Annotated in this window: 10 protein-coding genes; 6 read left to right on the top strand and 4 right to left on the bottom strand. The window is 71.7% G+C overall.

Translation table 11 applies throughout. The annotated features are described in order from the left end of the window. Nucleotides 1-65 precede the first annotated feature (65 nt). Together IEZ20_RS23385 and IEZ20_RS23380 are read right to left on the bottom strand one after the other, a co-directional pair. A complete protein-coding gene (locus IEZ20_RS23385) occupies nt 66-440 on the bottom strand; it encodes a WhiB family transcriptional regulator (protein WP_189301934.1) in 375 nt (124 codons plus the stop codon). Between the two features lie 136 nt (nt 441-576). Further along, on the bottom strand, nt 577-1,266 hold the full coding sequence (locus IEZ20_RS23380) for a DUF1707 SHOCT-like domain-containing protein (RefSeq protein ID WP_189301932.1): 690 nt from the start codon (nt 1,264-1,266) through the stop codon (nt 577-579). A gap of 145 nt (nt 1,267-1,411) precedes the next feature. Between IEZ20_RS23380 and IEZ20_RS23375 the strand changes: the two genes are divergently transcribed. Further along, nucleotides 1,412-3,106: a fumarate hydratase gene (locus IEZ20_RS23375; RefSeq protein ID WP_189301930.1), complete on the top strand. Its 1,695-nt coding sequence runs from the start codon at nt 1,412-1,414 to the stop codon at nt 3,104-3,106. A gap of 56 nt (nt 3,107-3,162) precedes the next feature. Here the strand turns inward: IEZ20_RS23375 and IEZ20_RS23370 are convergent, their stop codons facing one another. After that, complete coding sequence (locus tag IEZ20_RS23370; RefSeq protein ID WP_189301928.1) at nt 3,163-3,540, bottom strand: hypothetical protein; 378 nt, start codon at nt 3,538-3,540, stop codon at nt 3,163-3,165. 289 nt (nt 3,541-3,829) lie between these two features. Here IEZ20_RS23370 and IEZ20_RS23365 point away from each other — a divergent pair, with 289 nt between their 5' ends. The 3 genes from IEZ20_RS23365 to IEZ20_RS23355 all read left to right on the top strand — a co-directional run bounded on the left by IEZ20_RS23365 (nt 3,830) and on the right by IEZ20_RS23355 (nt 8,363). Next, nucleotides 3,830-5,215 carry a class II fumarate hydratase gene (locus IEZ20_RS23365; RefSeq protein WP_189301926.1) on the top strand — a complete coding sequence of 462 codons (1,386 nt, stop codon included), beginning with the start codon at nt 3,830-3,832 and terminating at the stop codon, nt 5,213-5,215. 84 nt (nt 5,216-5,299) lie between these two features. After that, nucleotides 5,300-5,989 (top strand): cytidylyl-2-hydroxypropylphosphonate hydrolase, encoded by a 690-nt coding sequence (gene fomD / locus IEZ20_RS23360; protein WP_189301924.1) that lies wholly within the window; start codon nt 5,300-5,302, stop codon nt 5,987-5,989. Nucleotides 5,990-6,242: 253 nt separating this feature from the next. Next, on the top strand, nt 6,243-8,363 hold the full coding sequence (locus IEZ20_RS23355; RefSeq protein ID WP_373303962.1) for an ATP-binding SpoIIE family protein phosphatase: 2,121 nt from the start codon (nt 6,243-6,245) through the stop codon (nt 8,361-8,363). A gap of 66 nt (nt 8,364-8,429) precedes the next feature. Here IEZ20_RS23355 and IEZ20_RS23350 read toward each other — a convergent pair whose 3' ends face one another. Further along, nucleotides 8,430-10,778, bottom strand: coding sequence for a transglycosylase domain-containing protein (locus tag IEZ20_RS23350; RefSeq protein ID WP_189301919.1), 2,349 nt, complete (start codon nt 10,776-10,778; stop codon nt 8,430-8,432). A gap of 239 nt (nt 10,779-11,017) precedes the next feature. On the opposite strand from IEZ20_RS23350, the gene IEZ20_RS23345 reads away from it, so the two are divergent. Together IEZ20_RS23345 and IEZ20_RS23340 are read left to right on the top strand one after the other, a co-directional pair. Then, nucleotides 11,018-11,929, top strand: coding sequence for an SPFH domain-containing protein (locus tag IEZ20_RS23345; protein WP_189301917.1), 912 nt, complete (start codon nt 11,018-11,020; stop codon nt 11,927-11,929). Beyond that, the gene (locus IEZ20_RS23340) at nt 11,926-12,177 is read left to right on the top strand and encodes a type II toxin-antitoxin system antitoxin (RefSeq protein WP_189301915.1); all 252 of its coding nucleotides are present in this window, start codon (nt 11,926-11,928) and stop codon (nt 12,175-12,177) included. Before IEZ20_RS23345 ends, IEZ20_RS23340 begins: the two co-directional genes overlap by 4 nt. Nucleotides 12,178-12,196 lie beyond the last annotated feature (19 nt).

Genomic DNA, 12,196 nt, shown 5'->3' with positions numbered 1-12,196 from the left:
CGCGCCCGCCGGCGAGTGCGGTCGCCGGTGAGGGCCGCGCAGTCCCCGCTTCCCTTTTCCGTCCGCTAGCCCGCCATGCGGTCCGCCGCCGCGCGTGCCGCCTTCTTCAGCTCCAGGTCCCTGCGGCGGCGCCTCGCCAGGACCACCCGGCGCTCGGCCGCGGTGAGGCCGCCCCAGACGCCGTAGGGCTCGGGCTGCAGCAGGGCGTGTTCGCGGCACTCGACCATGACCGGGCAGCGGGAGCAGACGCGCTTGGCCGCCTCCTCGCGGGACAGCCGGGCGGCGGTCGGTTCCTTCGACGGGGCGAAGAACAGGCCGGCCTCGTCGCGCCGGCACACCGCCTCGGTGTGCCAGGGGGCGTCTTGGTCCCTGTCTCGCGCTGGCACCCGCTGGGCCGGAACGGCAGCGACCTGCAGGGACGAATGCGGCGGTTGCAGCACGGTCTACTCCTGACGACGGCTTCGCGAGCGAGAGACGATGCAGCAAGGCCTACCCGCTGTGCGCGGGCCTATGCACAGAGTTCCCACCGGCGGGCGCGCGGCGGCCCGTTCACGCCCCCGGCCGCCGTCGGGACCGTCAGTGACCCAGGTGTCTGCGGAGCTTGCGGTCGACCTTGTCCTGGACCCGGTCCAGGATGTCCGCCACGCGCCTGCCCCGCTTGGGCCGCGCCTCCACATTGCCGAGGACGGCCCAGCCGTCGACGTAGACCACCGGCGCGTCGGAGTCGACCGAGTCCAGCGGGCTCACCTCGAAGCTGCCGAGCACCCCGCCGCCGGTGCCGCGCAGCGAGATGTTCTCCGGCACGCGGATCTGGACGTCGCCGAAGACGGAGACCGCCTTGATGACCACCTGCTGGTACTCGAAGATCGCCTCACTGAGGTCGATCTCGACACTGCCGAAGACCGCGTACGCGTGCAGCCGGCGCCCGGCCCGCCAGCGGCCCCGGCGCATGGCGCTGCTGAACACCGCCACCACGCTGGCGTCCGCCTCCGCCGGGACCGCGCCCGGGGTGGGGCGGGGCGGGACGGGTGTGTAGGCGGGGCCGGCGGGGCGCTGGTGGGCGGCGGGCAGGTCGCGGATGAGGACCTCCAGCTCCCCCACCGTCTTGGCGGCCAGTGCCCCGGCCACGCGCTCGGCGTGCTCCTCGGCGGTCAGCCGGCCCTCGGCGAGGGCCTCGCGGAGGATGTCGGCGATCCGGTCGCGGTCGGCGTCGGAGGCGCGCAGTTCGGCCGGCGGCGGGGGTGCGCTCTGCTTGTGAAGGTCCACGTCGGCAGCGTACCCACACACGATAGATCGCGACACCCCCGACTGAGCCTTACCTCACAGGTTCGCCGTCGGCGGCAGGTTCTAGGCTGGACGGGCCCGCCAGCGTCGGCGGGCCGCCGTCCGTCAGAGTGAGGAATGGGCTGAGATGCCTGAGTTCGCGTACACCGATCTGCTCCCCCAGGGCGAGGACACCACCCCGTACCGGCTGGTGACCTCCGAGGGCGTCTCCACGGTCGAGGGGCCCGACGGACGGACGTTCCTCAAGGTCGAGCCGGAGGCGCTGCGCAAGCTGGCCGAGGAGGCCGTCCACGACATCCAGCACTACCTGCGCCCGGCCCACCTCGCCCAGCTGCGCCGCATCATCGACGACCCCGAGGCGTCGGCCAACGACAAGTTCGTCGCGCTGGACCTGCTGAAGAACGCCAACATCGCGGCCGCGGGCGTACTGCCGATGTGCCAGGACACCGGCACGGCGATCGTCATGGGCAAGCGCGGCCAGAACGTGCTCACGGCCGGCGAGGACGAGAAGCACCTGTCCCACGGCATCTACGACGCCTACACCAGGCTGAACCTGCGCTACTCGCAGATGGCTCCCCTCACCATGTGGGAGGAGAAGAACACCGGCTCGAACCTGCCCGCGCAGATCGAGCTGTACGCCACCGACGGCGGCGCCTACAAGTTCCTGTTCATGGCGAAGGGCGGCGGCAGCGCCAACAAGTCCTTCCTGTACCAGGAGACCAAGGCCGTCCTGAACGAGGCCTCCATGATGAAGTTCCTGGAGGAGAAGATCCGCTCGCTCGGCACGGCCGCCTGCCCGCCGTACCACCTGGCGATCGTCGTCGGCGGCACCAGCGCCGAGTACGCGCTGAAGACCGCGAAGTACGCCTCCGCGCACTACCTGGACAACGCCCCGACCGAGGGTTCGCCGCTCGGCCACGGCTTCCGGGACAAGGAGCTGGAGGAGAAGGTCTTCGAGCTGACCCAGAAGATCGGCATCGGCGCGCAGTTCGGCGGCAAGTACTTCTGCCACGACGTCCGCGTGATCCGGCTGCCGCGGCACGGCGCGTCCTGCCCCGTCGCCATCGCCGTCTCCTGCTCGGCCGACCGGCAGGCCGTCGCGAAGATCACCGCCGAGGGCGTCTTCCTGGAGCAGCTGGAGACCGACCCGGCGCGCTTCCTGCCGGACACCACCGACGCCGAGCTGGACGGCGGCTCCGCCGCGGGCCTCGACGAGGCGTCCGACGTGGTGAGGATCGACCTCAACCAGCCGATGGACACGATCCTCGCCGAGCTGACCAAGTACCCGGTCAAGACGCGGCTGTCGCTGACCGGCCCGCTGGTCGTGGCCCGTGACATCGCGCACGCCAAGATCAAGGAGCGGCTGGACGCGGGCGAGGAGATGCCGCAGTACCTGAAGGACCACCCGGTGTACTACGCCGGTCCCGCGAAGACCCCCGAGGGGTACGCCTCCGGTTCCTTCGGCCCGACCACGGCCGGCCGCATGGACTCCTACGTGGAGCAGTTCCAGGCCGCGGGCGGCTCCAAGGTGATGCTCGCCAAGGGCAACCGCAGCAAGCAGGTCACCGACGCGTGCAACGCCCACGGCGGTTTCTACCTCGGCTCCATCGGCGGTCCGGCCGCCCGGCTCGCCCAGGACTGCATCAAGAAGGTGGAGGTCCTGGAGTACGAGGAGCTGGGCATGGAGGCGGTCTGGAAGATCGAGGTCGAGGACTTCCCGGCGTTCATCGTGGTGGACGACAAGGGCAACGACTTCTTCCAGGACCCGGCTCCGCAGCCGACGTTCACGAGCATCCCGGTGCGCGGTCCCGGGCTGGCCTGACCGCCCGGGGCGGGGTCCGTCCCGCGGACCCCGCCCCGCAGGGCGGCCGGGACGTGTCAGTGGGGCACGCAGCCGAACCAGTCCACGGTGTCGCCGTGGGAGATGTAGCCCATGCACCTGATGGTCCTGTCGTGCGTGGTCTCGGTCCGCTCGACCCCTCCGTCCAGGTAGTCCGTCCGGTAGTGGGGCTCCACGAGGTCGTCGACCTCGACGGTGTACCAGCGGCGCCCGTCGTCCGGCAGGTCGCAGCCGTGGGCGGTCATGTTGCGGCTGGGGTCGCCGCCGGTCCACACGGGCCGTACGGAGCGGTCGCAGTACGCGTGGTGTGCGCGGCCGGCGGCGTCGGCCGCGCCGACGCCGGTGCCGAGCAGGGCCGCGGCGCCCGTGGCCGCGGCCGCGGTGACACCGAGCAGTCGCCTGAGAGTGGGGTTCACCGGTTGTCCTCCTGCCAGCTGTGGTGACGGCCGGGAGTCGCCAAGTCACCTTGAGGTGATGGTCACCCTGATCCCGGACGTCCGGCGCGGCGGCCGGAGGCGCACTCCCCCGACCCGGTGACGCGGTCATGCCGTTGCAGCAGCCGGGCGGCCGGCCCCCGCACCCCTACGGCTCCGATCCGCACCGATCCGCACCCGGTACGGCTCCGCCCCCGCCCTCACGGCCCCGCCCCCACCCGTACGGCCCGGCGTCCGGAACATCCCCGGCGCACAGATCGCTGTACCCGGCATGAGCGAATACCGCATCGAACACGACTCGATGGGCGAGGTCCGGGTCCCGGCCCACGCCAAGTGGCGGGCGCAGACGCAGCGCGCGGTGGAGAACTTCCCGGTCTCCGGGCAGCGCATCGAGCGGGCCCACATCGAGGCACTGGCCCGGATCAAGGCCGCGGCGGCGAAGGTCAACGCCGAGCTGGGCGTGCTGGACAAGGACACGGCGGAGGCGATCCAGGAGGCGGCCGGTGAGGTCGCCGAGGGGAAGTGGGACGAGCACTTCCCGGTGGACGTGTTCCAGACGGGCTCCGGCACCTCGTCCAACATGAACACCAACGAGGTCATCGCCACCCTCGCCACCGAGCGGCTGGGCCGGGACGTGCATCCCAACGACCACGTCAACGCCTCGCAGTCGTCCAACGACGTCTTCCCGTCCTCGATCCACATCGCGGCCACCGGAGCCGTCACCCACGACCTGATCCCGGCCCTGGAGCACCTCGCCGCCTCCCTGGAGCGCAAGTCCGAGGAGTTCGCGGACGTGGTGAAGTCGGGGCGGACCCATCTGATGGACGCCACCCCGGTGACGCTGGGGCAGGAGTTCGGCGGGTACGCGGCCCAGGTGCGGTACGGCGTCGAGCGGCTGAGGGCCTCCCTCCCGCGCCTGGCCGAGCTGCCGCTGGGCGGCACCGCGGTGGGCACCGGCATCAACACACCGCCCGGGTTCTCCGCCGCCGTCATCGCCGAGGTCGCCCGGACCACCGGGCTGCCGCTCACCGAGGCCCGCGACCACTTCGAGGCGCAGGGCGCCCGGGACGGCATCGTGGAGACCAGCGGGCAGCTGCGGACCATCGCGGTCGGCCTGACGAAGATCGCCAACGATCTGCGCTGGATGTCCTCCGGGCCGCGCACCGGCCTCGCCGAGATCCGGCTGCCCGACCTGCAGCCCGGCTCCTCGATCATGCCGGGCAAGGTCAACCCGGTGGTCCCGGAGGCCGTGCTGATGGTCGCCGCCCAGGTCATCGGCAACGACGCCACCATCACCACCGCCGGTGCCGCGGGCAACTTCGAACTGAACGTCATGCTCCCGGTCATCGCCAAGAACGTGCTGGAGTCGGTGCGGTTGCTCGCGGCCGTGTCGCGGCTGCTGGCCGACCGGACGATCGACGGCATCACCGCGGACCGCGAACGCACCCGCGAGTACGCCGAGTCGTCCCCGTCCGTGGTGACCCCGCTGAACAAGTACATCGGATACGAGGAGGCCGCGAAGGTCGCCAAGAAGTCCCTCGCCGAGCGGAGGACGATCCGCGAAGTCGTCCTGGAGAGCGGCTACGTGGAGCGCGGCGACCTGACGCTGGAGCAGCTCGACGAGGCGCTGGATGTCCTGCGGATGACGCGCCCGTAACCGGCGGCGAACCTTTCCGGCCACCGCCGGACCACCGTGACGTGCACCGCAGCGTCGTATGCCCGCGGCACCTAATATCTGTGCATGACGGACGACGGAGCGATGACACGAGTGACGGCGGGACCTGCGGCGTACTGGACCCCGGGGACGCAGATCCTGTGGCGCTACCGGGAGAACGGCGGCGAGCACTTCCACATCGCCCGGCCCGTCACCGTCGTACGCGACGACGCGGAGCTGCTGGCGGTGTGGCTCGCCCCCGGCACCGAGTGCGTGAAGCCGGTGCTGGCCGACGGCACGCCCGTGCACCTGGAGCCGCTGGAGTCCCGTTACACCAAGCCGCGTACGGTCCAGCGGGACCGCTGGTTCGGCACCGGTGTGCTGAAGGTGGCCCAGCCCGGCCGGCCCTGGTCGGTGTGGCTGTTCTGGGATCCGGGCTGGCGGTTCAAGAACTGGTACGTCAACCTGGAGCAGCCGCTGGCCCGTTGGGCGGGCGGGGTGGACTCCGAGGACCACTTCCTGGACATCTCGGTACACCCGGACCGCAGTTGGCACTGGCGGGACGAGGACGAGTTCGCACAGGCCCAGCGGGACGGGCTGATGGACGCGGCGACCGCCGAGCGGGTGCGGGCGGCCGGCCGGGAGGCGGTGGAGGTGATCCGGGCGTGGGGCACCCCGTTCGCGGACGGCTGGCCGCACTGGCGACCGGACCCGTCCTGGACGGTACCTTCTCTCCCCGAGGACTGGGACCGCACCCCCGCGCACATGTCCTCGTGAGACCCTTGATGCGCCCCAGGGCAAGAAACGTAGGATCGTCCTCCGCAAGGGCACACCAAGGCAACTTCCGGATCACTCGCCGGGCTTGACCGATCGTCACCGAGGGGCGGCAGGACGTGAACGAGGGGTACCAGGGCACGACCACGAAGGCCGACCCCACGGGAATTCCGTTCCCGGGGCACGTATTGCGGGTATCGGCATGTCGGCGGGACCAACTGCGCGCCCGGCGTACCCGGCGCTCAGCCCCGGACGGATGGATGCGACACGCGTGACGGAGCAGCCCACCTCCTTCGAACGCCCGCAGTCGGGCGTGGACCCCGCGGAGGCCCGCGGGGCGCTCCTTCGTACCCAGAAACAGGCCGCGCAGCAGCTCGGCACCTCCGCCTTACCCGCGCAGGCCCGGGCCGACGGACCGCTCTCCGGCCCCGGCACGGCCACACCCTGCGGCAAGGGAACGGACGGCAACGGGAAGGAGCTACCCGTCAACGGCCCCGAGCACTCCCAGCCCGCCGCCACCGAACCCGGCGCCCACCGCCCGCGCCCCGCGCCGGAGGCCATCCCGGCCCAGCCCGGCGCCGACCAGGAGCGGACCCCGGGCGGTCAGGAGCGCCGTACCGGGCGGGGACTGCCGCCCGGACGGCCGATGCCCATGCGGCGCGACGGGGACCGGCTGAGGTTCGTGGGCGCGGCCACCCGGCGGATCGCCCGCGGGCTCGACCTGGACGAGATCGTGATGGGGCTGTGCCGGGCCACCGTGCCGACGTTCTCCGACGCGATCCTGGTCTATCTGCGCGAGCCGCTGCCGGTCGGCGACGAGCGGCCGAGCGGGCCGGTGGTGCTGCGGCTGCGCCGCACCGACCGGATACCCCAGGAGCGGGACACCGACGGCGTCCTGCTGCCGCCGGCGTTCGAACCGGAACCGGAGACGTCCGTGCTGGCGGACCTGTCGTCGCTCACCACCGAGCTGTGCGAGGTGCGGCCGGGCGGCGCGCTGAACGAGGTGCTGCGCGGGGTGCGGCCGGTGTTCGCCGACGCGCCCGCCGCCCGGGCCGCGCTGCCGGAGCTGCTCGGCGAGGGCGGTGAGACGGTCGTACCGGGCGGGCAGCGGGCGATCCTGGCGCCGCTGCGCGGGCGGCGCCGGGTGATCGGCGCGGCCCTGTTCCTGCGCCGCCCGGACCGGCTCGCGTTCGACGGGGACGACCTGCTGGTCGCCGCGCAGCTGGCCACGCACAGCGCGCTCGGCATCGACAAGGCGGTGCTGTACGGCCGGGAGGCGTACATCGCCGACGAGCTGCAGCGCACCATGCTGCCCGAGACCCTGCCCCGCCCGACCGGCGTCCGGCTGGCCTCCCGCTACCTGCCGGCGGCGGAGACCGCGCGGGTCGGCGGCGACTGGTACGACGCGATCCCGCTGCCCGGCAGCCGGGTCGCGCTGGTCGTCGGCGATGTGATGGGCCACTCGATGACCTCGGCGGCCATCATGGGCCAGCTGCGGACCACGGCCCAGACGCTGGCCGGCCTCGACCTGCCGCCGCAGGAGGTCCTGCACCACCTGGACGAACAGGCCCAGCGCCTCGGCACGGACCGCATGGCGACCTGCCTGTACGCCGTCTACGACCCGGTGACGCACCGCATCACGATCGCCAACGCCGGCCATCCGCCGCCCGTGCTGCTGCACCTGGGCGGCCGGGCCGAGGTGCTGCGGGTGCCGCCGGGCGCGCCGATCGGCGTCGGCGGGGTCGACTTCGAGGCGGTCGAGCTGGACGCGCCCGCCGGGGGCACCCTGCTGCTGTACACCGACGGCCTCGTGGAGTCCCGGCTGCGGGACGTGTGGACCGGCATAGAGCAGCTGCGGGAGAAGCTGGCGGCGACCGCCCAGCTGACCGGCCCGGACCATCCGCCGCCGCTGGAAGCGCTGTGCGACGAGGTGCTGGACATGCTCGGCCCGGGCGACCGGGACGACGACATCGCGCTGCTCGCCGCCCGGTTCGACGGGATCGCGCCGAGCGACGTCGCCTACTGGTCGCTGGAACCGGAGGACTCCGCCCCCGGCCAGGCCCGCCGGATGGCCCGTCAGGCGCTCGCCCGCTGGGACCTGGAGGAGCTGACGGACTCGGTCGAGCTGCTGGTCAGCGAGGTCGTGACGAACGCCGTACGGTACGCGTCCCGGCCGGTGACGCTGCGGCTGCTGCGGACCGACGTGCTGCGCTGCGAGGTCGGCGACGACGTGCCGCAGCTGCCGCGCCTGCGGCAGGCGCGGGCCACGGACGAGGGCGGGCGCGGCCTGTACCTGGTCAACAAGCTGGCCCGGCGCTGGGGCGCGACCCGGCTGAGCACCGGCAAGGTGGTGTGGTTCGAGCTGAACCGGGGCTGACTCCCCCTGGTGACGCGTGAAGGGCGCCCGGAGCACCGGCTCCGGGCGCCCTTCACGTGTGCGCGCCTACGGGGTGAGGCCACCGTCGGGGTCGAGCGGGCCCTCCGTGGTGGGCTCCGTCGGCGGCCCGGTGGTGGGCGTGTGGGACGGCGTCTGGGACGGGGTCTGCGACGGCGTCTGCGACGGGGTCTGCGAGGGCGTCTCGGACGGCGACTGCGACGTGGGCGGCGCGCTGCTCGGCGTCTGCGACGGCGTCTGGGTCGGGGTGTGCGTGAACGTCGGCGTCTCGGTCGGCTCGACCGCCGCGCCCTGCGTGGTGTTCAGGTCGAACTCGGCCCTGTGGGTGACGCCGAAGGTGTACGCGGCCCAGATCTTCGCCGGGTAGCCGCCGCCGTTGATCCGGCCGGGCGGCCTCAGGAGGCCGGTCGCGCCCTTCATGGACACATGGGCCTTGGTCTTCGGGTCCTCGCCGAACAGGCCGACGGAGGTGACCAGGGTGGGGGTGTAGCCGGTGAACCAGGCCGACTTGTTCTCGTCGGAGGTACCGGTCTTGCCCGCCACCTGCTGGCCGCCGCGCAGCGGGTTCCGCGCCACGGAGTCACTGGCCGTACCGTCGTCCACCACGCCGGTGAGCACCGAGGTGACCGTGTCGGCGGCGGTGCGGCTGATCACCGAGCCGCCGACCGGGTTCGGTACGTCCACCGAACGGCCCTTGTTCTCGGCCGACTTCAGGATCGTCGGGGTGACCTTGTAGCCGTGGTTGGCGAAGGTGGCGTAGATCCCGGCCATCTCCAGGGGGCTGGCGCCCATGGAGCCGAGGGTCTGGGCGGGCACCGCCTGCATGCCCTTGGTGTCCATGCCGAGCTTGTTCGCCGTGCTCATGACCTTGCCCATCCCGACGTCCACGCCCATCTGCGCGAAGACGGAGTTGACGGACTTGTTCATGGCCTCCTGGACGGTGATGTCGTCGTAGTCGGCGTCGTCCTCGTTCGGCGGGGCGAAGCCGACCTTGGCGCCGTGGTCCACGACCGGGCGGCGGCTGGTGCCGTCGTAGAGGGTGCTCGCCGTGATGGGCTTGCCGTCCTGCGTGGTGGCGTTCTGCTCCAGCGCGGCGGCGAGGATCACCGGCTTGAAGGTGGAGGCGGGCTGGTAGTCCCGGCGGGTGGCGTTGTCGAAGTAGTGCCGGTAGTAGTCCTGGCCGCCGTACAGCGCGACGACCTTGCCCGTCCTGGGGTCGACGGAGACGGCGCCGGCCTGGATGTCGCCGTCGACCTTGCGCTTCTTCGCGTCGAGCTTGCTGGTCAGCTGGGCCTTGACGGCCTTCTCCAGCGCGGCCTGCTTCTTCCGGTCGACGTTGAGGGTGATGGTCCAGCCCTTGTCGACCACGGCGTTCTCCGCCTGGGACGGGGTCAGGCCCTCCTGCGCCATGAGCCGCTGCTCCAGCTGCTGGTTGGCGAGTTCGACCAGGTAGCCCTTCTGCCCGCCGAGGCCGGGGGCGCCCTTGGGCTCCTTGGGGTAGGGGAAGTGCAGTTCGTCCCGCTTGGACTTGGAGAGCCAGCCTTCCTCGACCATGTTGTCCAGGACGTAGTTCCAGCGCTGGGTGACCAGATGCTTGCCGGTCTTGGTCGCCACCGCCCAGTCGTACTGGCTGGGGGCCTGGAGCAGCGCGGCCAGGTAGGCGCCCTGCGCGACGTCGAGGTCCTCCGCGTCGACGTGGTAGTAGGCCTGGGCGGCGGCCTGGATGCCGTAGGCGTTGCGGCCGTAGTAGCTGGTGTTGATGTAGCCGGCGAGGATGTCGTCCTTGGACTTCTCGCGGTCCACCTTCAGCGAGATGACCAGCTCCTTCAGCTTGCGCGTGACGGTCTGGTCCTGGTTGAGGTAGAAGTTCTTGACGTACTGCTGGGTGATCGTGGAGCCGCCCTGCTTGCCCTTGCCGGACAGCGTGTTGAGCAGACCGCGGGCGGTGCCGCGGAAGTCGACGCCGGAGTCGTGGTAGAAGCTCTTGTTCTCGGCGGCGACGAAGGTCAGCTGGACCTTGCGGGGGACCTTGGACAGGTCGACGATCTCGCGGTTGACCTCGCCCTTGCGGGCCAGAATCGTTCCGTCGCTGAACTTGTAGACGTTGCTCTGCTGCTGGGCGGCGGCGTTGCCCTCGGGGACGTCCACGTAGAGGTACAGGCCGATGAAGCCCAGGATGCCGAGCAGGCACACCCCGAAGAAGGTCCCGAGGATCTTCTTCCACGTGAACATCCGGCGTATGAGGCTCTTGGCGGGCTTGCCGCCCGCCGCGGGTGCGGACTTGCCGCCGGCCGTGGGCGCGGACCCGCCGCCCGCCGTGGGCGCGGGGCGGCGGCGCTTGGGCGCCGCGCGGCGGCCACCGCGCTGTCGCGCTCGTCTCTCTTCCGCTCGTCCCATCGGTCCCTACGCTCGCTTCCGTCTCGGGGTCAGCTCCGAAAGCTAACACCCCTCTATATGACAAAGGGCGCCCGATCCGTTCTTTTACGGACGTGACAATCAGCACCCACCCCACCGGAACCGACGGCTGCCACTGGCCCAAGGTTGCTCGACGGCATAAAGTGATATCACTTAGCTAGGACCGAGCTATGCTCTGACCACGCGCCCGCCCGGGCGCCACGAGAACGGGGGGATCACCCATGTCCGAGATACCCGAGATGCCCGCTCCGCGCGTGCGGGAGTTCACCGCCCACAGCATCGGCGGCGGACTCGCCCTGCTGCTCGGCCTCATCGGGCTCGGCGCCTCGATCGCGCTGTTCGCGGCCTCCGGGGCGCCCCACTCGCCCGGCGCCGAGGGCGGGCTCGTCGCCGCCGGTGTCGTCGTCCTGCTCGCGTCCCTGGTCTCCCTGCGCGGCCTGAACACGGTCGCGCCCGGCGAGGCCCGGGTCGTGCAGCTCTTCGGCCGCTACCGGGGCACGATCCGGCAGGACGGCCTGCGCTGGGTGAACCCCTTCACCTCCCGGACCAGGGTCTCCACCCGGGTGCGCAACCACGAGACCGCCGTCCTGAAGGTCAACGACGCCTACGGCAACCCGATCGAGCTGGCCGCGGTCGTCGTCTGGAAGGTCCGGGACACCGCGCAGGCCACCTTCGAGGTGGACGACTTCGCCGAGTTCGTCGCCACGCAGACCGAGACGGCCGTACGGCACATCGCGATCGAGTACCCCTACGACGCCCACGAGGAGGACGGCCTGTCGCTGCGCGGCAACGCCGAGGAAATCACCGAGAAGCTGGCCAGGGAACTCCAGGTGCGGGTCGAGGCGGCCGGTGTACAGATCGTGGAGTCGCGCTTCACGCACCTCGCGTACGCTCCCGAGATCGCCTCGGCGATGCTCCAGCGGCAGCAGGCGGGGGCGGTCGTCGCGGCCCGGCGCCAGATCGTGGACGGTGCCGTGGGGATGGTCGAGGCGGCGCTGGCCCGGATCGCGGAGGCGGACATCGTGGACCTGGACGAGGAACGGAAGGCGGCGATGGTGTCGAACCTGATGGTGGTGCTGTGCGGGGACCGCGCCCCGCAGCCGGTCCTCAACACCGGGACCCTCTACCAGTGACCGACTCTTCGGAGACACCGAAGCGCCGGCCGCAGCAGCGCAAGCAGGTGCTGCTGCGGCTGGACCCGGCGGTGTACGAGGCGCTGGCCCGCTGGGCCGGGGACGAGCTGCGCTCCGCCAACGCGCAGATCGAGTTCCTGCTGCGCAGGGCGCTGGCGGAGGCGGGCCGCCTGCCGAAGGACACGGGACCGCTGCCACGCCGGGGCCGGCCGCCCGGACCACCCGCGCCGCCCGTGTCAGAACCGTGACAATCGGCCCCCACCTGCG

Source organism: Streptomyces cinerochromogenes (genome assembly GCF_014648635.1).
In the GTDB taxonomy this organism is placed as follows: Bacteria; Actinomycetota; Actinomycetes; order Streptomycetales; family Streptomycetaceae; genus Streptomyces; species Streptomyces cinerochromogenes.
Note: the sequence above shows the minus strand (reverse complement) of the source record. Positions and strands in the feature narration are given on the sequence as shown.